General features: G+C 38.0%; 29 protein-coding genes. 16 read left to right on the top strand and 13 right to left on the bottom strand.

The window, feature by feature from the left end; all coding sequences use genetic code 11:
* Positions 1–943, top strand: a 943-nt coding sequence (locus tag EGI31_RS10500) for a 3-coathanger stack domain-containing protein (RefSeq protein WP_374760681.1), incomplete at its 5' end; no start/stop codon positions are given.
* Between the two features lie 141 nt (positions 944–1,084).
* Here the strand turns inward: EGI31_RS10500 and frr are convergent.
* Genes frr through EGI31_RS10485 form a run of 3 tightly spaced genes read right to left on the bottom strand, consistent with a single transcriptional unit; the run spans position 1,085 to position 3,394 of the window.
* The gene (gene frr / locus EGI31_RS10495; protein ID WP_255037189.1) at positions 1,085–1,645 is read right to left on the bottom strand and encodes a ribosome recycling factor; all 561 of its coding nucleotides are present in this window, start codon (positions 1,643–1,645) and stop codon (positions 1,085–1,087) included.
* Positions 1,646–1,665: 20 nt separating this feature from the next.
* On the bottom strand, positions 1,666–2,376 hold the full coding sequence (gene pyrH / locus EGI31_RS10490) for a UMP kinase (RefSeq protein ID WP_255037188.1): 711 nt from the start codon (positions 2,374–2,376) through the stop codon (positions 1,666–1,668).
* A gap of 58 nt (positions 2,377–2,434) precedes the next feature.
* On the bottom strand, positions 2,435–3,394 hold the full coding sequence (locus EGI31_RS10485) for a DMT family transporter (protein ID WP_255037187.1): 960 nt from the start codon (positions 3,392–3,394) through the stop codon (positions 2,435–2,437).
* A 17-nt stretch (positions 3,395–3,411) separates the two neighbouring features.
* On the opposite strand from EGI31_RS10485, the gene EGI31_RS10480 reads away from it, so the two are divergent.
* Positions 3,412–4,518 (top strand): redoxin family protein, encoded by a 1,107-nt coding sequence (locus tag EGI31_RS10480; RefSeq protein WP_255037186.1) that lies wholly within the window; start codon positions 3,412–3,414, stop codon positions 4,516–4,518.
* A gap of 209 nt (positions 4,519–4,727) precedes the next feature.
* Here EGI31_RS10480 and EGI31_RS10475 read toward each other — a convergent pair whose 3' ends face one another.
* Genes EGI31_RS10475 through EGI31_RS10460 form a run of 4 tightly spaced genes read right to left on the bottom strand, consistent with a single transcriptional unit; the run spans position 4,728 to position 6,720 of the window.
* The gene (locus EGI31_RS10475) at positions 4,728–5,570 is read right to left on the bottom strand and encodes an alpha/beta hydrolase (RefSeq protein WP_255037185.1); all 843 of its coding nucleotides are present in this window, start codon (positions 5,568–5,570) and stop codon (positions 4,728–4,730) included.
* The gene (locus EGI31_RS10470) at positions 5,555–5,893 is read right to left on the bottom strand and encodes a type II toxin-antitoxin system RelE/ParE family toxin (RefSeq protein ID WP_255037184.1); all 339 of its coding nucleotides are present in this window, start codon (positions 5,891–5,893) and stop codon (positions 5,555–5,557) included. The genes EGI31_RS10475 and EGI31_RS10470 overlap by 16 nt, the downstream gene beginning before the upstream one ends.
* Positions 5,874–6,119, bottom strand: coding sequence for a hypothetical protein (locus tag EGI31_RS10465; RefSeq protein ID WP_255037183.1), 246 nt, complete (start codon positions 6,117–6,119; stop codon positions 5,874–5,876). Before EGI31_RS10465 ends, EGI31_RS10470 begins: the two co-directional genes overlap by 20 nt.
* A gap of 28 nt (positions 6,120–6,147) precedes the next feature.
* Positions 6,148–6,720, bottom strand: coding sequence for a thioredoxin family protein (locus EGI31_RS10460; protein WP_255037182.1), 573 nt, complete (start codon positions 6,718–6,720; stop codon positions 6,148–6,150).
* A 71-nt stretch (positions 6,721–6,791) separates the two neighbouring features.
* On the opposite strand from EGI31_RS10460, the gene EGI31_RS10455 reads away from it, so the two are divergent.
* From EGI31_RS10455 to EGI31_RS10440, 4 genes are all read left to right on the top strand, one after another.
* Positions 6,792–7,295 (top strand): mechanosensitive ion channel family protein, encoded by a 504-nt coding sequence (locus EGI31_RS10455; RefSeq protein WP_255037181.1) that lies wholly within the window; start codon positions 6,792–6,794, stop codon positions 7,293–7,295.
* Positions 7,296–7,349: 54 nt separating this feature from the next.
* Positions 7,350–8,702: a methyltransferase RsmF C-terminal domain-like protein gene (locus tag EGI31_RS10450; protein ID WP_255037180.1), complete on the top strand. Its 1,353-nt coding sequence runs from the start codon at positions 7,350–7,352 to the stop codon at positions 8,700–8,702.
* Between the two features lie 228 nt (positions 8,703–8,930).
* On the top strand, positions 8,931–9,926 hold the full coding sequence (locus EGI31_RS10445) for a glycosyl transferase (RefSeq protein WP_255037179.1): 996 nt from the start codon (positions 8,931–8,933) through the stop codon (positions 9,924–9,926).
* A 4-nt stretch (positions 9,927–9,930) separates the two neighbouring features.
* Positions 9,931–11,169, top strand: coding sequence for a glycosyltransferase (locus EGI31_RS10440; protein ID WP_255037178.1), 1,239 nt, complete (start codon positions 9,931–9,933; stop codon positions 11,167–11,169).
* On the opposite strand, the gene EGI31_RS10435 is transcribed toward EGI31_RS10440, so the two are convergent.
* Positions 11,159–12,229: a glycoside hydrolase family 99-like domain-containing protein gene (locus tag EGI31_RS10435; RefSeq protein ID WP_255037177.1), complete on the bottom strand. Its 1,071-nt coding sequence runs from the start codon at positions 12,227–12,229 to the stop codon at positions 11,159–11,161. The genes EGI31_RS10440 and EGI31_RS10435 overlap by 11 nt on opposite strands.
* A 567-nt stretch (positions 12,230–12,796) precedes the next feature.
* Here EGI31_RS10435 and EGI31_RS10430 point away from each other — a divergent pair.
* The 9 genes from EGI31_RS10430 (at position 12,797) to EGI31_RS10390 (ending at position 21,788) form a co-directional block, all read left to right on the top strand.
* Positions 12,797–13,927 (top strand): thiolase family protein, encoded by a 1,131-nt coding sequence (locus EGI31_RS10430; RefSeq protein WP_310586197.1) that lies wholly within the window; start codon positions 12,797–12,799, stop codon positions 13,925–13,927.
* Between the two features lies 1 nt (position 13,928).
* A complete protein-coding gene (locus tag EGI31_RS10425) occupies positions 13,929–15,236 on the top strand; it encodes an AMP-binding protein (RefSeq protein ID WP_255037176.1) in 1,308 nt (435 codons plus the stop codon).
* Between the two features lie 43 nt (positions 15,237–15,279).
* Positions 15,280–17,190 (top strand): TonB-dependent receptor plug domain-containing protein, encoded by a 1,911-nt coding sequence (locus EGI31_RS10420; protein ID WP_255037175.1) that lies wholly within the window; start codon positions 15,280–15,282, stop codon positions 17,188–17,190.
* A 53-nt stretch (positions 17,191–17,243) separates the two neighbouring features.
* Positions 17,244–17,654: a 6-pyruvoyl trahydropterin synthase family protein gene (locus EGI31_RS10415; RefSeq protein WP_255037174.1), complete on the top strand. Its 411-nt coding sequence runs from the start codon at positions 17,244–17,246 to the stop codon at positions 17,652–17,654.
* A gap of 9 nt (positions 17,655–17,663) precedes the next feature.
* Positions 17,664–18,758: a lipid-A-disaccharide synthase gene (gene lpxB, locus EGI31_RS10410; RefSeq protein ID WP_255037173.1), complete on the top strand. Its 1,095-nt coding sequence runs from the start codon at positions 17,664–17,666 to the stop codon at positions 18,756–18,758.
* Between the two features lie 7 nt (positions 18,759–18,765).
* On the top strand, positions 18,766–19,245 hold the full coding sequence (locus EGI31_RS10405) for a hypothetical protein (RefSeq protein ID WP_255037172.1): 480 nt from the start codon (positions 18,766–18,768) through the stop codon (positions 19,243–19,245).
* A gap of 84 nt (positions 19,246–19,329) precedes the next feature.
* Positions 19,330–20,775 carry a Fe-S cluster assembly protein SufB gene (gene sufB, locus EGI31_RS10400; RefSeq protein WP_255037171.1) on the top strand — a complete coding sequence of 482 codons (1,446 nt, stop codon included), beginning with the start codon at positions 19,330–19,332 and terminating at the stop codon, positions 20,773–20,775.
* A gap of 126 nt (positions 20,776–20,901) precedes the next feature.
* Positions 20,902–21,333: an Xre family toxin-antitoxin system antitoxin gene (locus tag EGI31_RS10395; RefSeq protein ID WP_255037170.1), complete on the top strand. Its 432-nt coding sequence runs from the start codon at positions 20,902–20,904 to the stop codon at positions 21,331–21,333.
* Positions 21,330–21,788 (top strand): RES family NAD+ phosphorylase, encoded by a 459-nt coding sequence (locus tag EGI31_RS10390; protein WP_255037169.1) that lies wholly within the window; start codon positions 21,330–21,332, stop codon positions 21,786–21,788. The genes EGI31_RS10395 and EGI31_RS10390 overlap by 4 nt, the downstream gene beginning before the upstream one ends.
* 4 nt (positions 21,789–21,792) lie before the next feature.
* On the opposite strand, the gene EGI31_RS10385 is transcribed toward EGI31_RS10390, so the two are convergent.
* Together EGI31_RS10385 and EGI31_RS10380 are read right to left on the bottom strand one after the other, a co-directional pair.
* Positions 21,793–22,416: a class I SAM-dependent methyltransferase gene (locus EGI31_RS10385; RefSeq protein WP_255037168.1), complete on the bottom strand. Its 624-nt coding sequence runs from the start codon at positions 22,414–22,416 to the stop codon at positions 21,793–21,795.
* 145 nt (positions 22,417–22,561) lie between these two features.
* Positions 22,562–23,317, bottom strand: coding sequence for an SDR family NAD(P)-dependent oxidoreductase (locus EGI31_RS10380; RefSeq protein WP_255037167.1), 756 nt, complete (start codon positions 23,315–23,317; stop codon positions 22,562–22,564).
* Positions 23,318–23,349: 32 nt separating this feature from the next.
* On the opposite strand from EGI31_RS10380, the gene mtgA reads away from it, so the two are divergent.
* On the top strand, positions 23,350–24,120 hold the full coding sequence (gene mtgA / locus EGI31_RS10375; RefSeq protein ID WP_255037166.1) for a monofunctional biosynthetic peptidoglycan transglycosylase: 771 nt from the start codon (positions 23,350–23,352) through the stop codon (positions 24,118–24,120).
* Here the strand turns inward: mtgA and EGI31_RS10370 are convergent.
* The 3 genes from EGI31_RS10370 to EGI31_RS10360 all read right to left on the bottom strand — a co-directional run.
* The gene (locus EGI31_RS10370) at positions 24,117–24,464 is read right to left on the bottom strand and encodes an MmcQ/YjbR family DNA-binding protein (RefSeq protein ID WP_255037165.1); all 348 of its coding nucleotides are present in this window, start codon (positions 24,462–24,464) and stop codon (positions 24,117–24,119) included. The genes mtgA and EGI31_RS10370 overlap by 4 nt on opposite strands.
* Before the next feature lie 50 nt (positions 24,465–24,514).
* Positions 24,515–25,021, bottom strand: coding sequence for a DUF4494 domain-containing protein (locus EGI31_RS10365; RefSeq protein WP_255037164.1), 507 nt, complete (start codon positions 25,019–25,021; stop codon positions 24,515–24,517).
* A 99-nt stretch (positions 25,022–25,120) separates the two neighbouring features.
* The coding region (locus tag EGI31_RS10360; protein WP_255037101.1) for an IS3 family transposase at positions 25,121–25,821 on the bottom strand (701 nt) is incomplete at its 5' end.

Below are 25,821 nucleotides of genomic sequence, written 5' to 3'. Positions count from 1 at the left end.
GGTGAGTGCAAGCTTTAGCAATGCTGCGATGTTGGAGACTCCAGCAGTACCAACGATAACAAGTACAGCATCAAGTTGTGCAGCGGATGAGATCAGCAGCATTGGCAACTATGATGGAACAGTAAGTTATACTTTCAGCCCAGCGGGCCCATCGGTAGGAGTAACAGGAGAAATAAGTGGCATGACCTTAGGCACCAGCTATACGGTGACCGCAACCAAAGGAAGCTGTACTTCGGTAGCATCGGCCATCTTCAGTAACGATATGATGTTGCAAACTCCTTCTATTTCGTTAGTTGCTTCTGCTTCAATTTTAAACTGCAATGTACCTTCAGTCACTATAACAGCATCTGGTAGTGGTAGTTATTTATGGAATACGGGTGAAACTACTAATTCTATTATAGTGGATACGGCTGGTACCTATATAGCCACACTTTCAACTGGATTTGGATGTTCAATAAGTGATACTATAGTGATATCAAAAGAAGATTCGTTAAGTTTATTGGTTGTTAATCCTCCTGTAAGTTCTTCGGTAGATATTACTGATATTGCTTTAAGAACTGGATCTATAATGCCAGCGGCTACGGTTATTACGTATCACACAGATGCAGCGGGTACAATACCTTTAGCAAATCCGAATGCGGTTACGATACCTGGTACGTATTACATTAAGGCAACTACACCTGGTGGTTGTGTTCAAATAAAACCATTAATTGTTGTAGTAGTTAGCAGCCCTTGTCCAAATGAGATAGTTTTAAGAAATCCTGCTGATAACATTAATGGTACTGAAACTAAAAAAGCAGCTGTCTTAATTAACGCAAGCAACAAGTTAAGCCCAACCTCAAAAGTAACTTATCAAGCAGGAGGTTCAGTAACTTTGAACCCTGGTTTTGAAACATCTTCAGGCTCAGTCTTCAAAGCTGAAATCAAAGGTTGTGACAATTAGAATGTACATATTTAAGGAAATTCATTAGAGCAAATCAAAAATGCAGACTTCTTTGAGGTCTGCATTTTTTTTAGATTTTTGGAACAAAAAAAAAGCCCGATTAAAAATCGAGCTTTCGGAGACTTAATATTTTGAGAAAACCTACACCTGCATAATATCGGTTTCTTTGGCCGCAAACATCTGGTCGGTTTTGTCTATAAACTGGTTGGTGAGTTTTTGTACCTTCTCTTCACCAATTTTAATGGCGTCTTCAGAAACACCATCGTTTTTGAGTTTTTTGAGGTCATCGTTGGTTTCTTGGCGTACCTTTCGAATATTGACCTTAGCCACTTCAATTTCTTGCTTAACCTTTTTTACCAAATCTCTACGGCGTTCTTCGGTAAGTGGCGGTACATTGAGTCGGATGGTTTCGCCGTCGTTGGCTGGGTTTAGGCCTACGTTGGAGTTGATGATGGCCCTTTCTATATCTCCAATCGTTTTTCTTTCGAAAGGTTTTACCTGAATGGTGCGGGCATCAGGTGTGGTAAGTGACGATACCTGAGAGATAGGTGTCATGATACCATAATATTCAACTTGTATGCCGTCTAACATGCTGGTACTGGCTTTACCGGCTCTTATTTTAGATAATTCTATTTGCGTGTGTTTCATGGCTCGCTCCATAGCGTCCTGAGCCATATCCAACAATAAATCTATTTCTTCCATTTTATAAAAGTATATTTTTCTTATTTCACCAACGTTCCTATTTTTTCACCTTCTACCAATCTCAAAAGGTTGTTTTCTTGGTTCATATCAAAAACGATAATGGGCAATTTGTTTTCTTTACAAAGTGTAAAGGCCGTCATGTCCATCACTTTAAGTCCTTTTCCTATCACTTCGTCAAACGATATTTCGTCGTATTTTGTTGCATCCGGATTTTTGCGGGGATCGTCAGAATAGACACCATCTACACTTGTTCCTTTGAGCAATACATCGGCTCCAATTTCTACGGCTCTCAATGCACCACCAGAATCCGTGGAGAAATATGGATTGCCTGTTCCTGCTCCAAAAATCACTACTCTACCTTTTTCTAGGTGACGGATCGCTCTTCTACGTATAAATGGCTCGGCTATTTGCTCCATCTTAATGGCAGACAACAAACGGGTCTTTACGCCTTCGCTCTCTAAAGCACTTTGAATGGCCATACCATTAATAACTGTGGCCAACATGCCCATATAGTCGCCCTGAGAGCGGTCAATGCCTGATTTTTGGGCAGCACCTCTGAAAATGTTTCCACCACCGATAACGATAGCCACTTCACAGCCTGTTTCTACTACAGTTTTGACTGCTTTGGCATATTGTTCTAAAATGTCTGGATTAATGATTTGACTTTTATCGCCGCCATTGAGGGCTTCACCGCTTAATTTAAGGAGAATTCGTTTGTATTTGAGAGCCATGAATATTGATTTTATGCAAAGATAATTTCTAAATTACGAATAATAAAATTGGGGGCGTCTATTTCTTTTTGTTCAAAAGGTAAATACCTACCAAGATGATGGCCATGCCCACATAGAGCCAGATACTAATGGTTTCACCGTCAAACAAGCCTGCCAAGGTGGCCACAATAGGTATGAGGTAAGTAACCGATGAGGCGAAAACTGGGCTGGAAATTTGTAGCACGTAGTTATACAAGACTGCAGCCAAACCCGAGTTAATAGCACCCAGTAGCATCAGATACAAGAGTAGAAGGTGGTTTTCGGGTAAAAATATTTTTTGAAAAAAATCTGTACCGAGTAAAACGAAGAAAGCGATCAGTCCGACGAAAAGTAAGGAAAAGGAACTGATAATTATAGGTTTGACAGTACTCAGGTGGGTACCGACGAGATTGGCGTTGGTACCATACATGATGGTGGCCGCTATAATCAGCAGGGCATAAGGATTGTTGAAATCTAAAGTGTGACTTCCACCGCTCAGTATCAGTATCAGACTCCCAATAAAGCCGATAATGATACCTGTAAACTGAAATTTCTCTATCTTTTTTGAAAAAAACAGTGCTCCCATAACCAAAACAAATAGGGGGGTGGTGGCGTTAAGTGTACCAGCTAGAGAGCTATTGAGCTTGCTGCCTGCCAAGCCAAATATGACCGCAGGTATCAAATAACCTAAGAGACCAGAGGCCAATAGCGGAAGCGTTTTGTCTTTTGGGAAATTCCGAAAATTCATGAAAGCCCATGGAGAAAGAGAAATACCAGCAATAAAAATTCTACCGGCTCCAAGTTCGATGGCGGAGAAATTAACCACCACCTTCTTGACAAGAATGAAGGATAAACCCCAAACAAATGCCAGAAAGAGAAGTAGAATCCAAGAAATGAGGGTTTTGTCTTCGTTTGCGAGAGCTTTTTTAATCAATGTAGTTTTTTTGTCAAAATTACAGTTTTTGAAAGAATTATCTAAATTAATTGTAATTTTAGGCACAATTCAACCTTATTAAAATGAAAAAAGTAGTATATCTGTTATTGTTTTTTATCTCTGTTTTAACGGCTCGAGCTGAGGATTTTAAAACTTTGGAAATAGGGGCTAAAGCTCCTGATTTTTCTTTGAAGGCCACCGATGGCAAAATGTATAATCTGGCTAGTTTCAAATCTTATGAGATATTGGTCATTGTTTTCAGCTGTAATCATTGCCCGACCGCCCAAGCCTATGAGGACCGACTGATAGCTTTTCAAGAAAAATATGCCACCAAGAATGTCCGATTGGTGGTGATTAGCCCCAATGACGATAAGGCCGTACGTTTTGATGAGTTGGGTTATTCAGACCTGAGCGATAGTTACCCCGAGATGGTGTTGAGAGCCAAACAAAAGAAATACAATTTTCCTTATCTGTACGATGGAGCCACCCAATCTACTTCACAAGCTTACGGCCCTACCACCACGCCGCATGCTTTTGTGTTTGACAAGAGTAGAACCTTGCGGTATGTAGGAAGAATCGATGACGAGGAACACATCGGCAGAGCCAAGGTTTTTGATTTAGAAAATGCAGTGCAAGATTTGTTGAATAAAAGACCAGTAGCCACGCCCGTAACAAAGACGTTCGGTTGCTCGGTAAAATGGAAGTCTAAGTCGGACTGGAAACTCAAAGAGGTGGAGTCATGGAAAGCTGAGCCAGTGAGTTTGGAGAAGATTGATGTGGAAGGAATCAAGTACTTGATCGAAAAGACGGATGGCAAATATAGGTTGATTAACTTCTGGGCAACCTGGTGCGGGCCATGTGTAGCTGAGTTTTCGGCTTTGGTAGAAACCGATAAGATGTATAGAAATCGAGACTTTGACTTTGTGACGGTTTCGATAGATGACTTTAAAGTACAAGATAAAGCACTTAGTTTTTTGAAGAAAAAATACGCCTCCAATAAAAACTTAATTTATGGAAGTAAGAAGAAATACGAACTCATAGAAGCCGTTGATCCAAAATGGCAAGGTGCTTTGCCCTACACGATTTTGGTTTCACCAGAAGGTAAGGTCGTTTTTCGTCAAAGTGGAATTATCAACATTGTAGAACTCAGGACGGCCATTGTGGAGAAGATTGGGAGGTATTATCCATGAGAATTTGTTAATTCGGACAATGAGCCAAGCCGAAGTGTGGTTATTGGTGTACTGGTTATTGGTGTACTGGTTATTGGTGTACTGGTTGTTGGTGTACTGGTGTATTGGTTACGCAGTTACTTTGTGCTTTTGAAGTTGTAATCTGCATGTACTGGTATTCTTGGCATCTTCGGCTAGCTCAGGGAGACAAAGTTTATAATGATTGAAGCCTAATTACTTTCTAAAACCTTTATTTTCTTGATCCAATCAAGAACATATTGTAATATCTGTTCTTTCTCAAACTCATTATGGATTTCGTGGTAAAGTTTTGGCCAACTTTTGAAGGGAATATTATTTTTCTCACAGAAAGTTTTACTTGCCCCGAAATTGGTCAGGATATCTTCTTCTCCATGCATAACCAATAATTGTACTGGGCTCGATTTCTTATTTTGAAGAAGCCATTCGCCCCACTCTATTATACCAATACCTACCACACCAGAAACCAAGTTGTGCACCAAAGGGTCAGCAATATAAGCATCTATTATGGCTTTGTCATGCGATAAATTATTCAACTCCAAGCCATTGGGTTGGGTAAAAGCCGGCATAAATTTTCTTCCAAATTTACCCAATAGAAGTTTTAGTTTAGGTATCGGAAATCCTGGCTTGATAGCTGGTGCCGAGGCAATTACTCCGGCAAGATTAGGTTTGTTTTTGTAAAGGTAGTTCAGAACCAAACATCCTCCCATACTGTGTCCATAAAGAAATGTAGGTACCTCAGGGGCAAAACTTTTTGTGGTTTTTATGAGATAATCAATTTGCCATAAATAGTCTTCCATTTTTGGGGTATGTCCTTTCTTGCCCTCTGTTTGTCCATGTCCAAAAAGATCTACAGCTAAAACATTGATATTTTTTGAAGTAAAAAAACGGGCAAATTCCTCATACCTGCCACTGTGTTCGCCAAGGCCATGCACCAAGGCTATATTGGCTACAGGACCACCCTCGGATAGCCATTGATTAAAAAACATTTTGCGGCCATCAAATGCCTCTTGAAAGAAGGTTAGGTGTTTATCCATTTAATCAATTCTTTAAGTTCCTTTTCTGATATCGAACTCTTTTCGGACTTATCGTAAATTGAAAGCAAATAAACTTCTTTTTCATCAATAAAAACGTTAATAATTACTCGTGCTCCAGCGGACTTTCCTTTGTTTTTACTGGAAATTGCTAGTCGAATTTTATAGCATTGGCTTCCAATATTTACTCCTATTATAGGATCTGCCTTTAGTAATTCAAATAGTTCAAGGAGTTCTGACTTTAATGAAGGATACTTTTTAATGAGTTTTTTGGCTTGTTTCTGAAACGGAAGTATGGGTATTAATTCAAAGTTCTTGGATTTCATTAATAAAATCTTTTAGTTTTGGTTTAGCTAATTTGCCTGCTTTCATGAGTTTCATTTGCTCAAAAGCCTCTAATAAATCAAATTTTAATTGATTTTTAGGGTCACTTTGGAAATCCAACATCTCTTTTATTTCATTCCATTCTTGAATCGGAATAAAAACGCCTGTTACCTTTCCTCTGGTGTCTGATAAATATTGATAGCTCATATCTGAAATCCTTTTTGACAAAAATAGAAATTTTTTTTGTTGAATTTAGTTAATAAACGTCCACTTTCCACTTTATGTTACAGCCCATGCTTGGAAACTGTATCTCCGATACCATTTGATTGGCCAAAATGGCATTTAATGCCCCTCTCAGGTCTTTGCCAGTCAGCGGTTGTGGATGCTCTACCCTTGGCCTGGACTCATCCAATCTTCCTCTGTATTTGAGTTTGAGGTCTTCCGAGAAAATGTAAAAATCTGGCGTACAAGCCGCATCGTAGGCTTGTGCAACTGCCTGACTTTCGTCAAAAAGGTAAGGAATGTTTAATTTCCACTCTGCCATAAATTCCTTCATTTTTTCTGGGCTATCTTGCGGATATTTTTCGATGTCATTCGAACTGATGGCTATAAATGCTACTCCTTTCGAGCTATATTCTTCAATGATTCTGACAATTTCAGGCATTACATGTATCACATACGGGCAATGATTGCAAATGAACATTATAACCGTCGCTTTATTCCCTTTGATTTCTTCTAGGGATAGGTTCTTTTTAGAAACCGTATCTGGTAAAGTAAAATCGGGTGCCAAAGTACCTAGATTAATCATATTGGAAGGTGTAAGGGCCATATATAGAATGTTTGAATGTTCAAATATATCTTTTTGCAAGGTATTTTCGGTACTTTTGTGAAAAAGTTTAGATGGAAATAATGTTGGAATCGAAATATTTTGAAATTGTGGCGAGTGTGGTGGTATTCATACTCCTTATGATTGTTAGGGCTATATTTAGGTCAATCATCCGTAAACATGCCCATAAATATGACTTGGATGCGGGTCAAAAGAAATATGCCAACAAGTTCTTTAATTTCGTTTTGGCCATTTTACTTTTTGTATGCCTGGGTATTATTTGGGATGTTTCGGTTAAGGGCCTTTCTATCTATTTTGCGTCGGTTTTCACCATTGTGGGTGTGGCTTTGTTTGCCAACTGGTCTATTCTGAGCAACATTACCTCTGCCATTATTATGTTTTTTAATTCGCCTTATAAAATAGGCACCAAGATACAAATCATGGATAAGGAGGATTCAGTGACCGGTACTGTGCTTGATATTACGCTTTTTTCTATCCAGATACAGACCTCTGAGGGAGACATCGTTTCTTATCCCAACAATATCGCCATACAAAAACCGATAAAGCAATTAAAATAGAATTCTGCCAGCCAAAGAAAATCGTTTGCCAAAATTGATAATTAAACACCATTCATGAATCTTCCTGAAGTATTTAAAAATAACCTATCTCAGATCTTAGGAACTGAATTTCCAGCTTTCTTAAAGGCCCTGGAAAGTCCAGCTCCTGCAAGTGTACGATTGAATCCGAAAAAGAAATCTGAATTATCGGCTCTGAAAACAAAGGGAAATATAAGTTGGGCAAAGGATGGTCGCTACTTATCGGAAAAGCCTGTTTTTGCTGAAGATCCAGCTTTTCATGCTGGGGCTTATGCGGTGCAAGATGCTTCCGCTATGTTTCTGGGCTATGTTTTTGAGAAAATTGTTGATCGCAGACGACCGATTAGAGTATTAGATTTATGTGCCTCTACTGGTCAGCAAACCACATTAGTTGCGTCTATTTTGGGTGAAAAAGACCTGTTGGTGGCCAACGAAATAGTGAAAAACAGACTGTCTATTCTGAAAGAAAATATACTAAAATGGGGTTTTAGCAATGTTATTGTGAGTAATCAGGACCCTGAAACCTTTGCTGATCTGGAAGGTTTTTTTGATGTGGTTTTGGTAAATCCTCAGAGTTCGGCTGAGGGACTTTTTGCCAATAATAGTAGTGCCATTAGCGAGTGGTCAGAGGCAAATATACAGATGCAAGCTACCAGACAAAAGCGGATTTTGAGTGCCGCGGCTATGTTGGTGGCTCCCAAGGGTGTTTTGATTTACTCTACAAATACTTACAATTCCACCGAAAATCAGGAAAATGTAAAGTGGCTCAATAGAACATTAGACTTCGAAACCATCGATTTGGAGGTTCCCGAAGACTGGGGAATTGCGAAAAAAGAAAGCTACTTTCAGTTTTTTCCACACAAAACAAAGGGCCAAGGCTATTTCATTGCGGCTATGAAAAATCTTAGTCGGGATGCCAAATTTGTAAAAGGCAAACCAGACTTAAACAGACTTCGTAGAGAACAAAGGGCCATTTTGAAGGATTGGTTTCGACCAGAGGTATTTGAGGAATTAGAGTTTTTATACAAAAACGACGGAAATATTGTGGCCATCAGAACTGCCTTATTGGCAGATTATGGTTCAGTGTTGAGGGCACTGGCCAAAAGGTCATCAGGCATAGAAATCGGGATTTTCAAAGGAAAGGATTTTGTGCCCTCTCACGCCTTTGCATTGTCGGATTTGATATCTGACAGCATTGAGTGTTTAGAGGTGCCAGCTGTAGAGGCCATGAAGTTTTTGAGGAAAGAAAACTTTGAGTTTTCAACAGGAAAAGACGGCTGGTTACTAATTACTTATGGTGGAAATGCCTTAGGTTGGGTCAAAAAAATCGGCGACCGAATAAATAACTATTTGCCCGCAGAGTGGAAGATTCGAGAGAATTTAGTTTGATTGGTTACTAGTTGATTAGTTACTGGTTGATCGGTTACTGGTAAATTGGTTACTGGTCAATTGGTTATTCATCAATTGGTTATTGAGTGAGGTATTTATGCCTAAATAATTTTGATTTAATTACAAGTCAACCCGTAACCAATAAGTAATTCCACCGATTACGAATTCCACCAATTAACAATTTCAAAATAAATCTCTTATTTTTGCCTTTTCATTAAACAAAACCCAATGTCGCAGAAGTTTGCATTTACCATTTGTTCCATCAACTATTTGGCCCAAGCGAGGGTTTTGGCCGATTCACTAAAGAAAACCAACCCAGACTACGAGTTTGTGATAGGACTTTGTGATAAAATTGACGGCAGTGGGGTGGATACCAGTAAGTTGGAGGGTTTTAATTTGTTGGAAGTCCACAAAATTGGCATCGATGGTTTTGACGAAATGTGTGATAGGTACGATATTACCGAACTCAATACAGCCGTAAAACCTTTCTATATCGACTATTTTTTTAAAACAAAAAAAGAGATTGATGCTGTCATTTATTTTGACCCCGATATTGAGATTTTTGATAAACTGACTGGTTTGGAGGAAGGCTTAAAGGAGAATAATGTTATACTGACGCCGCATTTTTATACGCCAATTTTTGACAAAAAGACCCGTACCGAACAACAAATGTTTGTGAACGGTATCTACAACTTGGGTTTTTTGGCGGTGAGTCGCTCCGAGGAGACGGACAAATTTATGCACTGGTGGATGACCAAACTCAAGACCGAGTGCTACATGGATATCCAGAACGGCATGTTTGTGGATCAACTCTACTGCAACATGGTGCCTTTGTATTTTGAAGGGGTAAAAATTGACAAATATCCGGGCTATAATATTTCTTACTGGAATTTGCATGAGCGTAATTTTACCTTTGAAAACGGTAAGTATTTTGTAAACGGCCAGCCTTTGGTTTTTTATCATTATAGTGGAATCAACATCAAAGACCCACAGAATATTTCGCGTTGGCAAGACAGATTTGACCTCAACAACAGACCAGATTTGGTAGAAATATTTAAAAATTATAGAGCACAATTGGCTCAAAATGAGAACGACTATTTCAAATCGATTCGTTGTTTTTACTTAAAACCTGTTCCAGAAGTACCCAAAAAGAGTATTCTGAAACGAATTCTTACTTCGATTACATTCAGAATTTATCATTTCTGCGAAAAATTACCTATTTAGTCACATGGATATTCTATTAGTAACAGTAGTTTTTCCTTATCCTGTCAACGATGGGGGTAGGAGTGGTACTTTTAAACTAATCGAATATCTCCGAAAAGAGCATAATATCACACTGGTTTGTCCTTCATGCACAGGAGTTAATCACCAGAAACTTCAGGAGCTATGGCCGAATGTGAAACTGTTGACCTTTCAAAATTCCGACAATGTAACGGAGGGATTTAATCTAAAAGGTTTTATCAAAAAAACCATCTCTGGGAAAAAGAAACCTTCCAAGATGGATATTTTTAAAGGAAGCATGGTGCTCAATACCACCGATTTGGTCAAGTACTACTTTTCTAATTTGATATCTTTGGTGGAGGCTGAGTTAAATCGTAAATCCTACGATTTGGTGCAGGTTGATTTTATAGAATTGGCCCCTTTGGTGCATTTTTTACCTCAAAATATCAAAAAGATTTTTGTGCATCATGAGCTACGTTACAAGCGTATGCGTCTGGAATACAATACTTTGGGGTATAAAGACGTAGCTGAGGAATGGAAGATTGCGAATACTAAACTTCTGGAAATAGGGCTGATGAATGCTTTCGATAAAGTGATTTGTCTGACAGAAACAGATCGGAAAATCTTGGAAATAGATGGTGTGGAAAGAGAAAAGCTGGAAGTTTCTCCACTGCCGGTCGAGATTATGGAACACCCTATTAATCAACCTTTTCAGTTCAGTAAAAGATTGGTATTTTTAGGTCCTGAAGTACATTTTCCTAATCTTGACGGTGTAGATTGGTTTTTGAATAACTGCTGGGCAAAACTCCTAAAAAGCGATCCGAGACTTAGACTTAGTATATTGGGTAAATGGTCTCATGAAGGTAGAAAGCTTTTTGCGGAGCACAGAAATGTAACCTTCGAGGGCTTTGTGGAGGATTTATCGACTATTATGGAAGGAGCCATTATGATAGTGCCTTTGCGTATTGGTAGCGGCATGCGTATGAAAATTCTGGAAGGTGCCGCTTGGCATGTACCCATGGTGAGCACTTCCATTGGAGCAGAAGGTTTGCCTATAAACAACATGGAAAACGCGATTTTGGCGGATACCGCACAAGAATTTATTGAAGGTGTTCTTACCCTATCCCGTGACCCTGAACTTCAAAATAAATTTGTGAAAAACGCCAAACTCATCATTAAACTGGGTTATTCGGTAGAGGAGTGTGGGCAAATAAGAAACGATATTTACACGAAAATTACTTCGTAAAAACCTCCTTAACTGCCTCTAGAAATTTTGTGCCGTGTCGTTGGCAGGGTTCTAGATGATTTCCCTCGGCCCATTCGTTCCATGCATTTATAAAAACGATTTGTTCTTCTTCTGGGAAATCTTTGACGTCATTTTTAGCGTCTATAAGCGATTCTTTAAAGTCAGCAACGTTCTGATTTCTAAGTACTACTGCATTGGCTTTCTTTCGAGCCGTATTGTCAAATCCCACCAAAACACAAGGAAATCCTTTGTAATTAATCTTGAATTTTTTGGCTCTTTGTTTATACTGTTTGTAATCGTAAACCTTCAGGCTTGCACTAAAAATGCCTTGCAAAAGATTCCTAATTAGTTTTTTAGGTGTTGGACCGGTCGTCCAGAATTCCGAAAGCAAACTTTGTCTGGCTTCAAAATGAATGGCCATGTCGAATCCAAGTTCATAAGGATTGATATCACCATTGTGAGAGTTGGAAGCTACAAAATAGGGCTTTTCAACACCATTGGCCGTGCAAACTTCCTCAAAAATAGCGAAAGTTCGTTTCGGATCAGGCAAATCGAAAGGCTTATAAATTAAAAATAGCGGTCTGTTGTTTATTTTGATATATCGTTCGTCTTTGAAAGAATTCACCAACCATTCAGCATGGGCTCGGTCGTCCTCGAAGCTATATTTCTGGTCCATCAACACCTTGGATTCGTCACCTTCCCACCTTCTAGACCATGTTTCGTTTGCCCAAAAATAGCAGAATGGGAAATCTGGTTTTTTACTCTCGAGCATGGCGTCAATGGGCTCTGTCATCAGCCTTTTGCCATCAAACCAATAGTGATAAAAACAAAAGCCGTCAATTCCAAAGGCTTTTGCCATTTCGGCCTGAGCTATTCTGGATTCCTCAAGACGCAAATCGTAGAAGCCCAAATCAGCGGGTAAATGAGGTTGCTCGTGACCTGGAAATAGTTTTTCGGCGGAGGTTACGTTTGTCCATTCCGTGAATCCTTTTCCCCACCATTCGTCGTTTTCAGGAAACGGATGGAACTGTGGCAAATGAATAGCTAATACTTTGGGCATTGTTGTTTTTCGGTTATCAGCCAATAAGGAAGCATAAGGAAAGCAAAGCTGTCGAATCTCCCTGTATTTTTTGAAATATAGTCGTCCTAAAAGACCAGACTTTTTTATTAGGTCGCAAAGATACGTTATTTGGCTAAATTTCTAAAAGACTTGAATGAATGATGAACCCGTCATTTTTTTTGGAATGATTTTATTGTCAATAAATGAGTGTAAAGCGAAATAAACATCTATTTCAGAGAAGTAAGCTTAAGGTAGAAATTTGAGTTAGAAATACTTAAGCTTTGTTTACCAAGCGGTCGGATTATATTTGAAAAAAATATTATACTAGCACAAATCGTCAATCGTAGAGATGTCGGATTATATTAGAAAAAATAATATATGGGCACAAATTATCGACCGTAGAGCGGTCGCATTATATTAGAAAAATTTTGTAAAGAAGTATTGAGCATCGACCGCAGAGCGGTCGTACCATATTCTGCATCTTCGGAAAATATATTTTCATAAATACGTACGGATATAATTTGGAAATTTTGAATTTGAATAAATCGAATCTGCAAAAAGTCCTAAATTGCACAAAAAAAGAAAATCGAAGACGCAGTTTACATTTACGACGCTATCAGAGTGCCAATTGGTAAAGCGAACGGCATTTACAAAAATATTCTTCCCGAAAATTTAGCTGCATTTCTGATTCAGAAATTGTTGACAAGAAATAATCTTAGTAATCTTGAAATCGAAGAAATTATCTTGGCCAATGCTTTCGGTACAGGAGGTAATATGGCTAGATATGCCTCGCTTTCAGCAGGTTTGGACGAAAGTATTTCGGCCTTTACAATAGATTCTCAATGCTCGGGTGGTTTAAAATCGGTAGAACTAGGTGCTTCACTGATAAAATCTTCTTCTAGAAAATTGCTCATTGTTGGTGGAATGGAAAGTAAATCCTTGGCTCCAAAGAAAGCGTACCAGTCTAATGATGAGCGTTTTGATACAAGTAAAGAATTTTTTACCACTGCAAAGTTTAGCCCAAATCAAGTTGGTGATTTTCCACTTTTGGAAGCCGCGAAAAATGTTGCAATTAAGTATAAGATTACAAAAGAGGAAATGTTGATTTGGGCGAATGACTCTCACAGAAAAGCTTCTTTAGCACAAGAGAATGGGATACTTGACCTTTTTGTAGAAAAAATAGAGAAAAATCATTCGGATCAATCAATTAGACCTGGCATTGATTTGGCTCGTTTAGCTACCAACGATTTGATAGACAGAACGGTTTCTGCACACTATAACGATGCTGCGGCATGTATTTTATTGGGAAATACCAATTCAAAATTAATACCCATTGCCAAAATTATTGCTTCGGCATCGATTGGTGTTCATCCTGAATTTGCCCCTGAAGGAGTGATTTTTGCTACAAAAATGCTTTTTGAAAATTCAGAAATTAAAATGGAAGAAGTAGATCTTTTCGAAATAAATGAATCATTTGCTCTTATACCCTTTATTTTTGCAAAAGTTTTTGGGGTAGAAAAGTCCAAAATCAATGTTTTGGGAGGGAATTTGGCTTATGGTCACCCTTTTGGAGCGTCTGGAGCCATAAACTTGATACATTTGATAGCAAGTTTGAAGTATAAAAAACTAAAGTATGGCTTGGCTGTCATTCCTGCCGCGGGTGGACAGGCTACAGCGGTTTTGATAGAAAATATCTAAAATGTTTTTCGAAAAAATACAAAATGTTGATCTAGGAAAAGTAGCCATCGTAGCTGATGGTAAGACTTTTACTTTTGGTGACATATTGAATATTGCCAAACAAAGAGCGATTTTTTTCGAAGGTAAAAGAGATGCATTTTTACTTTGTCATCCGTCTGAATTGGAGAATCTCCTGAATTTCTTCGCCATCATGGCTGCGGGTGCAAAGGGAATTTTTGGCGGGAAAAATCTTTCAGAAGAGCAAAAAAATAATTTCTCTGTCATACATAATTGCACCATTGTCGACTTTACACCTAATGAAGAGAAACCGATTACAGTACTACATAAGCCCAGTCAATCTGAATATTTCCTAGGCGTTTTGAGTTCGGGCAGTACTGGCCAATCCAAATTGATCTGGAAAGATTATCAGTCTTGGTTCACTGCTTTTCCACACCAGTCGGACATTTTTGGGATTACAAAGCAAGATAGCGTTTTTGTGCTGGATGCTTTGGCTTATTCTGCCAATCTCAATACTGTTCTACATACATTGTGGCAAGGGGCTACCGTTGTGTTGGGAAAACTTACTGAAGCTTCCAATTGGTCAAATCTATTTAATCAGCAAGGAGTTACCTCTGCTTTTTTGGTTCCTTCGCATATTAGATTATTAGTTAATGATGCGTCTTTTCTGACCTTAGGGTTAAAATCTTTGGTGTCCGCTGGTGAAAAGTTGGATTCCAAACTGGCCCAGATTGTTCTGAATAATTTTCCTGATATTTTGCTTACTGAATATTATGGTGCGGCGGAATTAGGACATGTTTCTTATGCTCAAAATCAGGATATTGTAGAACATCCTACTACCGTTGGTAAAGCTTTTCCAGGAGTTGAGATTGAAATCAAAGAAGAAAAGATATTTGTAGAAAGTCCATATATTTCCCCAGAATACAGAAATATCAGGACCGTTTTCGACTTTGGTTTTCTGGATTCGGATGGCCGTTTATGTGTTTTTGGTCGTCAGGGCCGAATGTTCAATAGGAGAGGACTCAATATTTTTGCCGAAGAAATAGAGAATGCGGCTCTTCAGCATCCGTTTGTGAAAGAGGCTGTTTTAATTTCTAATACCCATAAGCTACACATACTAGAACTCATTGTTGTCGTAAAACAGGAAATTTCAAAATCCGAATTACAAGATTTTCTACTCAAAAAAATCACTAAAGATAAACTGCCCAACAAGATTAGTTTTTCTCTTTCCATTCCAAGAAACGAGGCGGGGAAAGTGGATTTTAGAGTAATGGCAAAAAAACCAGTGGACGAAGAAAATTTGGTGAGATAGTCTAAAGCGTTCTCAAAATATTTTTTTACCAAATTTTAATTGAATGAAATTTCATTTGACCATTATTCTTTTTTGTATTCTTAAATTTTCTTTTTCACAAGATTCTACTGCCATCGATTTGACGGAACTGAGTGTTACAGCCAATATCATCAATACTGAAATCAAAAATACGGGTCGCAATATCACGGTAATCGACCGTAAAACTATAGAAAGTTCTCCTGTAAAAACCTTGGATGGTGTTTTGCAATATGCTCTTAATGTGGATGTTAGGTCACGTTCGGCTTTCGGTGTGCAGGCAGACATTAGTATCAGAGGAGGACATTACGACCAAACTCTGATATTGGTGGATGGCGTCAAAGTCAATGACCCTCAAACTGGTCATCACAGTTTAAATATTCCCGTTCCTTTTACAATGATTGACAGGATCGAGATATTACAAGGCGGTACTTCTCGTGTTTTCGGCCCAAGTGCCTTCTCTGGTGTAATCAATATTATCACTAAGAAAATAAGCAAAAACTCACTCGCTGCTAATGTCGGATTAGGCTCATTTGGTTCGAAAAATGCTGGAGTCAGTACTGGTTTTATTTTCAAGAAAAATACGGCATCGGTTTCCTTAGAGCATATGGATAGTGACGGTTATATGACCAATACGGCTTTTAAGAAACAAACAATTTCAGCCAATTTGAGCCGGATTTATGGAAAAGGCTCGTTGGATTTGACTTTTGGAGCAATGGCCAACCATTTTGGAGCTTCAAATTTTTATCATCCAAAGTTTTATAAACAGTATGAAGAAGTAGACAGCCGGTTAATTAACTTGGCTTGGAAACATAAATTTACTCAAAAACTAAGTGGCATTTTGATGGTAAATCACAGAACACACCATGATTTATTCGATTTTGACGATTACTTAGGTGCAATGAAGTTTAGCTCTATTAATTTCCATAAAACCGCCGTTTTGGATGCCGAGTGGAAATTTAAATGGGATAATAGGTTTGGTCAAACGGCTTTCGGTGCGGAGTATCGCCAAGAAAATGTACTTTCTAATCGTTTGGGAGATAATCTTAGTGAACCGCAAATTGTTGATGCTGACCTATATCCCAATGTTTTTTACAACAAATCAAAAACCAGAGATAATTTAAGTTTTTTTGGAGAACATCAGAAAAAATGGAAAAAGTATAGTCTTTCGGCAGGTACATTGGCCAATTATAACTCTCAATTTGGTTTGGCTTTTTATCCAGGAATCGATTTGAGCTATTTTTCTAGCCAAAATTCCACATTTTATGCCTCGGCCAATCGGTCGCTAAGATTTCCAACTTTTACAGAATTGTACCTCAACACCTCAACTGTAAAAGCCGATCCGAATCTGAAACCGGAGAAAGCCCTAAGTCTTGAATTGGGTCATAAATATCAATCAAAAGTATATTCGAGCATAGTTTCTGTATTTTACAGGAAAACGACCGATGCCATTGACAAGGTAAAAAGACCGGCACTTGCTGTACCGACCATGGAAAACATTGATGACATAAACATGTTGGGTATCGAGCTGAGTCAAAATATTTTATTAGAAGAGCATGTAAAATATGTGAAAAAATTAACGTTCAACTACGCTTTCCTGAAGGCTGACCGAAATGAACAGGGGTTCCAGTCTTTTTATACACTTAACTATTTGAGGCACAAGTTTTCAGCAGGCCTATTTTTGCAACCTATAAAAAACTCGAGTTTGGCTATTTGGTATACCCATAAAAACCGTGCAGGCAATTATCAGTGGGATGCCGCCTCGCCTTTACTGGCATATCCAAAGGTTAATTTATTGGATATCAGGCTTTGGCATCAAATAGGTAAAGTAGCCCTTTTTATTGATGCTAACAATGTTTTTGATAAGACCTATTTTGAGCACGGCTTTGTTCAATTGCCCGGAAGATGGATAACGGCTGGAATAAAAGCTGATTTTTAATATAATTTTAAGATTTTGATGGTAATTTTGCACCGTGAACAATACTTACAAGGATGATTCAGGTCACTAGAAGAGAGACTTTTAATGCAGCACATAGACTTTATAATCCAAAATGGAGTAAAGAAAAGAACTTTGAGATTTTTGGGCCGTGTTCTCGTGTGCATGGCCACAACTGGGAACTCTTTGTGTCTGTAGAGGGAGAAGTGAAGGAAGATACGGGTTTTGTAATTGACTTAAAAATACTCCGTGATGTAATGCGTGAGCATATCATTGATAAAGTAGATCATACTTATCTCAACGAGGATGTAGATTTTCTGGCAGGGCAACTACCTAGTACAGAGAATTTTGCAATAGCCATTTGGAAGATTTTGCAGCCCATCTTAAAAAACAACCATGGGGTAGACTTGTGTAAAATCAAACTTACAGAAACCGACAACCATTTTGTGGAATATTATGGTAAATAAGTATTTCTCATGAAATATTTTATTGTGGCTGGTGAAAAATCTGGCGATATGCACGCGGGAAATCTTTGTCTTGAATTAGCGAAACTGCAGCCAAACAGCGAAATGATGGGTTGGGGAGGAGAAAAGATGGAGGCTGCAGGAGTAAATATCCTCAAAAATTACAGAGAGCTTGCTTTTATGGGTTTTTGGGAGGTAATCAAAAATCTCTCGACCATTTTGGGTTTTTTCAAATTGGCAAAAAAACAAATTAGATACTTCAATCCCGATGTGGTTATTTTGGTAGATTACGCCGGTTTTAATCTGAAGTTAGCAAAATGGGCCAAAAAGGAAGGTTTTAAGGTGGTTTATTACATCGCACCGAAGGCCTGGGCTTGGAGGGCTTCAAGGGCCGAAACCATAAAAAAGTACGTCGATTTACTGTTGGTTATATTTCCTTTTGAAAAAGCTTTCTTTGAAAAATATGGCATAAATACACGTTTTGTGGGCAACCCACTTTTTGATGAAATTGCTAAGTTCCAAGCAAACCCAAAATTCAGAGAAGAAAATGGACTCGCCAATAAGCGAATCGTTGCCTTATTGCCAGGAAGCAGAAAACAGGAAATAGAAAATATGTTGGGTTTGATGTCAAACCTTACCAAAGAATATTCCGATATACAGTGGGTAGTGGCGGGGATTTCTAGTTTTGATATGGACTTTTACACTGTCAATGGAGGAGATTTTAAGGTAATTTATGACCAAACTTACGACTTACTTTCTATTGCAGATGCCGCTGTAGTTACTTCAGGAACTGCTACCTTGGAAACTGCTCTCTTTAACGTACCTCAGGTGGTAGTTTATAAAACAAGTAATTTTAGTTATCAAATCGCCAAGAGGTTGGTAAAGATTAAGTATATATCTTTGGTAAACTTGGTGGCACAAAAAGAAGTGGTGAGGGAGTTAATTCAAGAAGAATATTCTTTAGAAAACACCAAAAAAGAACTAGAAAAGCTACTTTTTGATAATAAAATAAGGGATAATCAGTTAATGGAATACAGGAGGATAACCGAAACTTTGGGAACAAGCAAGGCTTCGGCTAATGCCGCTTTAGAAATACTTAAATTGTGAAATAAGAATGAAGAAATTATTGGTTTTGTTTTTGGGATTGATTTTGATAGTGGCTTGTAAGAAAGATGAGGTTGCCGTAGAAAAAACCACTTTAGAATATTTAACGGGTACAACCTCTAAGAAGTGGAAAGTAACGGAGGGTATGGTGAAATTGGGTGAAACTTCTATCAATTTGGTGGCAAATCAGCCTCCATGTGTTACGGATAATATTTTGGTTCTGAATTCCAACAAAACATACGAATTGAACGAGGGTGCCTCCAAATGTGATCCATCAAAAGACCCAGATTTGATCATAAAGGCCAATTGGACCTTGGTAGAGGAACCCAAAGCCATCACCATCGATAAGTTTATTTTCTTGGGCTATGTGCTCGAAAATTCAAAATTCGTGATTTCAAGTATCAATGATAATCAATTTATTGGACAAACGGATGTTATGCTAAATGGCAAAACTTATCAAGCTAACATTACTTTTTCGGTAGTTAATTGATATCAATAATTAATATTTGTTCTAAATAACCGAACACAATTGCTTAATTTTGTGTTAGAAAAACAAACTGAACGATCTTTTTAGATGAGCAAAGACATGGATTTGTTGGAGGAATTAACCACCTCCGACTATAAATATGGTTTTTATACGGATATCGAAGCTGACGAAGCACCTCCTGGACTAAGTGAGGACATTGTTAGATTTATTTCTACAAAAAAGAAAGAGCCAGAATGGATGCTTGAATGGAGATTGCAAGCTTACAGAGAGTGGATTAAGATGACTGAGCCTTCTTGGCCCAATGTACATTACACCAAGCCTGATTTTCAAGCTATTAAATACTATTCTGCACCAAAGCAAAAGGTTACGATTAACAGTTTGGACGAAATTGACCCAGAATTGCGTAGGACTTTTGAGCGTTTGGGTATTTCACTTAAAGAGCAAGAACGTTTGAGTGGTGTTGCGGTGGATGCGGTTATTGATTCCGTTTCTGTGGCTACCACTTTCCGTGAAAAACTTCTCGAAATGGGAATCATTTTCTGCTCTATCTCTGAGGCGGTGCATAACTACCCTGACCTTATCAAAAAATACATCGGTTCGGTAGTTCCGGTTAAAGATAATTTTTACGCTGCTCTAAATTCAGCGGTTTTCTCTGATGGATCTTTCTGTTATATTCCAAAGGGCGTACGTTGTCCTATGGAACTTTCTACTTATTTTAGAATAAATGCGGCCGGAACAGGTCAGTTTGAGAGAACACTTATCATTGCGGATGAAGGTGCCTATGTGAGTTATTTGGAAGGTTGCACAGCACCGAGTAGAGACGAGAATCAATTGCACGCAGCGGTGGTGGAAATTTTTACGCACGAAAATGCCGAGGTAAAATACTCAACGGTACAAAACTGGTATCCAGGCGATAAAGAAGGAAAAGGTGGGGTGTATAATTTTGTGACCAAAAGAGGTATTTGTTTTGGAGACAATTCGAAAATTTCTTGGACACAAGTAGAAACAGGTTCTGCTGTAACTTGGAAATATCCTTCGGTAATTTTAAAAGGAGACAACTCCATTGGCGAGTTTTATTCGGTGGCTGTTACGAATAACTACCAACAAGCTGATACAGGTACCAAAATGATTCACCTAGGCAAAAACACCAAAAGTAGAATCGTTTCGAAAGGTATTTCTGCTGGTAGAAGTCAGAATTCATATAGAGGTTTGGTGGAGATCTCAAAAAGAGCTACAAATGCTCGAAATTACTCTCAATGCGATTCCATGCTTCTAGGAGACAGGTGTGGTGCTCATACTTTCCCTTACATTGAATGCAATAATTCTACTGCCACGGTTGAACACGAGGCTACAACCTCAAAAATTGGTGAGGACCAGTTGTTTTACTGTAACCAACGTGGAATAGATTCAGAGACTGCCGTTGCATTGATTATTAATGGATATGCCAAAGAGGTTTTGAATCAATTACCAATGGAGTTTGCGGTAGAAGCTCAGAAGTTGTTGGCCATATCGCTAGAAGGTTCGGTAGGTTGATTTTTTCAAGAATATTTTCTCTTAAAGCCACCTTCTGGTGGCTTTTTTGTTGATTGGGAAATTATCGGACAAAATGTTTTTTATTTAAGACAAAAGTCGTATATTTGGGTATTCAAAAATGAGGTTATGGGATTATTTGTGGTTGAAGACGTTCAATATACTTATGGGTCAACACCCAAAGAAAGGTCTGTTTTGGATATAATAAAGTCCGTCAGAGAAGGCATGAAGTATGATAGTTTCGCTAATTTATCATTGAAAATGCCCTTTACCATATCCGAATGGTCAAGTTTTTTGCATGTTTCAGAAAGAACGATGCTTCGCTACAAGAACGATAATCTGTCTTTCGATGCAGCACAGACTGATAAAATTTATCAGTTATCTATGATTTATGAAAAAGGGCTTTCGGTTTTTGGAGAGAAAGTTTATTTTGATATTTGGCTGAATACCCAAAATGTGGCCTTAGGAGGTTTGAAGCCGAAAGAATTATTAGATAATTCATTTGGGCTAGGCCTCGTAAGTGATGAGCTGATAAGGATTGAGCACGGGGTACTGGCATGATCGTTTACAGATTAAGTAAGTCACAGTTTGCCAATGATTTATCGGGTAGGGGAGCAGAGTTGGCGGGTGGAAGATGGAACAGTAAGGGCTTAGCCATGCTATACACAAGTGCTTCAAGAGCATTATGTACTGCAGAGATTGCGGTACACACACCTTTGGGTATTGTACCGACAGATTATGTAATCGTAGAGATGGAAGTTCCAGAAGACTCACTCAATGAAATTTTGATAGCGGATTTGCCAAAAAACTGGCGTGAATTTCCGCATAGTCAAAGCACAAAGAGAACAGGTGATCTTTTCCTAAATAACTGCACCTCTTTGATACTTAAAGTTCCCTCTGCTGTAGTGAGCGGAGATTATAATTATCTAATTAATCCAAATCATTTGGACTTTCATAAAGTCAGGATTCTATCCAAAGAGAATTTTGAGTTTGATAGAAGGTTGTTTCTAAAATAAGGCTTTAGTTTTCCAATCTTCCTGTCATAATCATTGATTTCCAAAAAAAGGTAAATCTTCCACATCCATAAAATCCTGTTGGTGTAAAACCATTCATTTCTAAAAGTATTCGCAGGGTTCTACTTGACCAAAATTTTATATGCCCACCTTCCCAATGTACAGTGAAATGGTCGTCAAGTTTGTTGGTTATACTAAGAACTAGGTTTTTTAGGTATCCATGATATGGAGTCGAGAGTAAAATTTCACCTTTGGGTTTAAGGCAATTTTGACAGAATTTCATGAATGCATGCGGTGAATACAAGTGTTCAATTACCTCGGTAGATATAATCAAATCAAATTTATCAAAGGGCACTTCGTCTGGTAAAGCCATTTTTTCGAAATCTGTTATAAAAAAACGATTTGGATTGACTTTGTTGGCAAATTCTATTCCACCATGCGAGGCATCTACACCATAAACATCGAAGCCCATATTAATTAGAGCATTTGCAATGGAGCCGTTTCCGCATCCAACATCTAATATTTTCAAGTTCTTTCGGTTATTTAAAACCCTCAAAATTGGGGTTAATAAATATGATTCGGTCAATAGAGGTTTCTCGTCCTCAAAGTAATAGTCTTTAAGGTTATACATTATAGTTTGTTAATCTAGATTACTCTAGTAAGATTAGGTTATGATTGCAATATATGCAAAAAAACAATAACTGAAAAAAGCTAAAGGCAGATTTAATTATCTTTGTCAGGAGATTTAATTATTGTTGCAAACCGTTGGTTGTATTTTAGTGGATATAGCTCCCCGCATTAAAATCGATGGTGCTACCTGTGGCGTGATCCATTAAACCCGCGGCTATCAAAACCACAATAGGAGATATATGCTCTGGCAGCGTGAGCTCTTTCAGGGCTGCATCTTTCAGTATGCTTTCCTCACCATATGTTTTTATGTAGTCTTCGGCCATAGGTGTTTTAGTGAAACCTGGTGCGAGTATAAATGACTTAATATTGTATTGGCCGAATGAACGAGCCACTGTTCTTCCAAGCGATACCAAGGCACCTTTTGAAGCTGCATAGGCCAGATAATCTTCTGTTTCGCCTCTGAATGCGGCCCTTGAAGCGACATATATCATTCTTCCAGCATTATTCTCCTTGAAATGTTGCAGCCCTAAATGTGTCAATAATCCCACTGAATGTAGGTTGGTATTCATAGTTTTGTGCCAAATGTTCATCCACTCACTTGAGTCGGCATCAATGCTGTGATGCTCGAAAATTCCAACATTATGCACAATCATGTCTATCTTAGTAAAAGAACTTAATACTGCTTCAAAGAAAAGCTTTGTATCCTCTTCTTTACTTAAATCTGCTTTGAAAAGTTTTGAATCATTTCCTTCTTTCAAGAGTTTTTCCGCTCCTTTTTTGTTCGAATTATAGTGTATTGCTACAATAGCACCCGCCTCTATTAATGCTCTTGCTATTTCAAATCCGATTCCGCTGGAAGCACCAGTTACAATTATTTTTTTATCTCTTAAATCTATTTGCATATTTTTGTAAAAACTAAAGGAATATAATACTGATGGCAGGAAAAAACACTTATCGCAAACCAAGCCCAAAACCTACCCCAAAAATAGCAAAAAAGGCTTCCGTTTTTTCCTATATCAAGAAACTCTTATACAAGGTCGTCTTTTATTTCTTTATTATCTCTATTGGAAGTGTGGCGTTGTTTAAGTTTTTGCCGATTCCATTTACTTGGACTATGATGGACCAGAAAGTGGCCTCTATAATGAAAGGTGAAGACTCCGAAATACATTATTCTTGGAGATCTTATAACAATGTTTCTCGAGAAATGCATTTGGCTGTAGTGGCCGCGGAAGATCAGCTTTTTCCAGAACATTTTGGTTTTGATTTCAAGCACATGCAGATTGCATACAAAAATAATTTGAAGGGTAAGAAAGTTCGTGGGGCGAGCACTATCAGTCAACAGGTGGCCAAAAATGTATTTTTGTGGCAAGAGAGAAGTTATATAAGAAAGGCACTGGAGGTTTATTTTACTTTCCTAATAGAAATAATTTGGGGTAAACAACGCATATTGGAAGTGTATGTCAACGTGGCTGAAATGGGAAAAAATACTTTTGGAGCTGAAGCAGCTGCCCAACAATACTTTGGTATATCTGCCAAAAATCTAACACGAGAACAAGCGGCTAAACTGGCGGCGGTATTGCCAAGTCCCAGAAAGTGGTCAGTTACAAAGCCCGGCCCTTATGTGAGTAGGAGAGTACCGAAAATTACCAGACAGATGCGAGCTTTGGGCGGAACCGCTTACATTAAAGATTTGAGGAGTTTTTAAAATTCCTTAAACTGAATTTTATCTTTAAGGTTTTGAGGAGCGATATTAGAATAAGCTACCTTTAATAATTCTTCAATAATTTCGGGGGACAATAATTCGTACTTCAAATGCGTCCAGCCCATTTTGCCCCATTTGTTGGGTACTGGAAAAATGGCCTCTTGGTTAATTTTGCAAAACATTTCTTGTTCATCAGGGGTAAATTTAAGGGTAGCTCTGCTTTCTTTTTCATTCAGAGTAGCAAATATCTTCTTCTTAACCCGAAATGAAACCTTTTCGAAGTGTGGCTCTATGCTAACTTCAGGTAAAGAAATTGCTAATGTGTTGAATTTTAATATACTAGGCATATTTAAAAAAAGAAAACTCCAAGTGGTTTTTACTTGGAGTTAGATAATTTTTATTCTTCACTTAGGCCTGCAATAACCTCACTAAGGGGTTTCAAATTGGCAGGTATTGGTTTTTCCTCTGATTCTTCGGCAACTTCCTCGTATGGAATTACATCCAGTATTTTGGTGACGCTGATATCAGAAATGATGTAATCTTGTACAGAACCTAGTTTTTCGACCATCAGGCCGTAGACTTCTTTTATGTCTTGAGCATTGAGTAAAAACACAAACGGTACTTTTTTTTCTTTTTGTGATTTTTCGTCAAAAACAATGTATTGAGCTCTGGCTTTCCACCAGAGTTCGGCGTTGTTTTCTATAAAAAATACCTCGTTAAACTTCATTTTGGTTAAACCGACCAACTGAAACTCTTGAAGTTCTTCTGCACAATATGCGTAAGCTCTAGCTTCCGCATCAGTGTAAGATACCGCATCGAAAAGATAAACCTGTGTGATGGGTTTTGTGCCGCCTTTTTCGTCTTGTTGTATAAATTTTATTTTCGCTTGATACCAAGTAGCCATTTTTCTTTATTTTATATAATTGTTTTTTGCACTAAAATCTAAAAATTTCCTGTGCTTGCCTAAAATAGGTTGACGTTTTTTTAGACAAATGTAATATAGTTAAAATTGTAATATACATTGATTTGGGTTGATATTTTTCGTTTCATTACAAGTCCAAATTGGTAATATCGGTCGATTTTCGACATATTGTTCTTTGATATATTGTTCAAACGAGTTTGGTGATAGCTTATTCAAAGCTACATGTGGTTTGCTATTGTTATAGGCTTCAATTGTTCGGCTCAATTGTTTTTTAAGTTCTTCAAAACTTGTAATATTTCGATATCTGAGGTACTGGTTCTTTATAGTTCCATTTACTCTTTCAATATGAGCATTTTCATGGACTTCGTTGCACATACTTATTTTGATTTTGGCAGCATTTAACATTTCTACGTACTCATTGCTGACGTACTGCCCACCTCTATCAGAATGATGAATTAGTTCTGTAAAAATAGTCTGTTTCCGAGCTTTAAATGCCATCTTTAGAGCCTCACAATTGTTTTCTGCTCTCATATTATCTGCAGCGGTATAACCTACTATTTTGCGGGAATAGACATCCATTATCATTGTGATATAATAGACTTTTTCACCAACATTAAAGTATGTTATATCACTCGTCCAAAGTTGATTAATATTATTTAGTTTTATGTCAACCAAAAGATTTTTGTATCGACTATATGGACTCGAAAATGTGGTTCTAACTGGGTTTTTATAAGCCATTAACCTAAAGCCATAATGAATACCAATACTTACGAAAGCATCTC

It is taken from the genome of Lacihabitans soyangensis, assembly GCF_024343775.1.
Lineage (GTDB): Bacteria > Bacteroidota > Bacteroidia > Cytophagales > Spirosomataceae > Leadbetterella > Leadbetterella soyangensis.
The sequence above is the reverse complement of the archived record's forward strand: the minus strand, read 5'-3'. Positions and strand labels throughout refer to the sequence as shown.

Excerpts from the sequence above, each read along its gene's own strand:
- frr (WP_255037189.1), bottom strand. The coding sequence starts at position 1,645 with ATGGAAGAAATAGATTTATTGTTGGATATGGCTCAGGACGCTATGGAG.
- pyrH (WP_255037188.1), bottom strand. The coding sequence starts at position 2,376 with ATGGCTCTCAAATACAAACGAATTCTCCTTAAATTAAGCGGTGAAGCC.
- EGI31_RS10480 (WP_255037186.1), top strand. The coding sequence starts at position 3,412 with ATGAAAAAAGTAGTATATCTGTTATTGTTTTTTATCTCTGTTTTAACG.
- EGI31_RS10475 (WP_255037185.1), bottom strand. The coding sequence starts at position 5,570 with ATGGATAAACACCTAACCTTCTTTCAAGAGGCATTTGATGGCCGCAAA.
- EGI31_RS10470 (WP_255037184.1), bottom strand. The coding sequence starts at position 5,893 with ATGAAATCCAAGAACTTTGAATTAATACCCATACTTCCGTTTCAGAAA.
- EGI31_RS10460 (WP_255037182.1), bottom strand. The coding sequence starts at position 6,720 with ATGGCCCTTACACCTTCCAATATGATTAATCTAGGTACTTTGGCACCC.
- EGI31_RS10455 (WP_255037181.1), top strand. The coding sequence starts at position 6,792 with ATGGAAATAATGTTGGAATCGAAATATTTTGAAATTGTGGCGAGTGTG.
- EGI31_RS10450 (WP_255037180.1), top strand. The coding sequence starts at position 7,350 with ATGAATCTTCCTGAAGTATTTAAAAATAACCTATCTCAGATCTTAGGA.
- EGI31_RS10445 (WP_255037179.1), top strand. The coding sequence starts at position 8,931 with ATGTCGCAGAAGTTTGCATTTACCATTTGTTCCATCAACTATTTGGCC.
- EGI31_RS10440 (WP_255037178.1), top strand. The coding sequence starts at position 9,931 with ATGGATATTCTATTAGTAACAGTAGTTTTTCCTTATCCTGTCAACGAT.
- EGI31_RS10435 (WP_255037177.1), bottom strand. The coding sequence starts at position 12,229 with ATGCCCAAAGTATTAGCTATTCATTTGCCACAGTTCCATCCGTTTCCT.
- EGI31_RS10425 (WP_255037176.1), top strand. The coding sequence starts at position 13,929 with ATGTTTTTCGAAAAAATACAAAATGTTGATCTAGGAAAAGTAGCCATC.
- EGI31_RS10420 (WP_255037175.1), top strand. The coding sequence starts at position 15,280 with ATGAAATTTCATTTGACCATTATTCTTTTTTGTATTCTTAAATTTTCT.
- EGI31_RS10415 (WP_255037174.1), top strand. The coding sequence starts at position 17,244 with ATGATTCAGGTCACTAGAAGAGAGACTTTTAATGCAGCACATAGACTT.
- lpxB (WP_255037173.1), top strand. The coding sequence starts at position 17,664 with ATGAAATATTTTATTGTGGCTGGTGAAAAATCTGGCGATATGCACGCG.
- EGI31_RS10405 (WP_255037172.1), top strand. The coding sequence starts at position 18,766 with ATGAAGAAATTATTGGTTTTGTTTTTGGGATTGATTTTGATAGTGGCT.
- sufB (WP_255037171.1), top strand. The coding sequence starts at position 19,330 with ATGAGCAAAGACATGGATTTGTTGGAGGAATTAACCACCTCCGACTAT.
- EGI31_RS10395 (WP_255037170.1), top strand. The coding sequence starts at position 20,902 with ATGGGATTATTTGTGGTTGAAGACGTTCAATATACTTATGGGTCAACA.
- EGI31_RS10390 (WP_255037169.1), top strand. The coding sequence starts at position 21,330 with ATGATCGTTTACAGATTAAGTAAGTCACAGTTTGCCAATGATTTATCG.
- EGI31_RS10385 (WP_255037168.1), bottom strand. The coding sequence starts at position 22,416 with ATGTATAACCTTAAAGACTATTACTTTGAGGACGAGAAACCTCTATTG.
- EGI31_RS10380 (WP_255037167.1), bottom strand. The coding sequence starts at position 23,317 with ATGCAAATAGATTTAAGAGATAAAAAAATAATTGTAACTGGTGCTTCC.
- mtgA (WP_255037166.1), top strand. The coding sequence starts at position 23,350 with ATGGCAGGAAAAAACACTTATCGCAAACCAAGCCCAAAACCTACCCCA.
- EGI31_RS10370 (WP_255037165.1), bottom strand. The coding sequence starts at position 24,464 with ATGCCTAGTATATTAAAATTCAACACATTAGCAATTTCTTTACCTGAA.
- EGI31_RS10365 (WP_255037164.1), bottom strand. The coding sequence starts at position 25,021 with ATGGCTACTTGGTATCAAGCGAAAATAAAATTTATACAACAAGACGAA.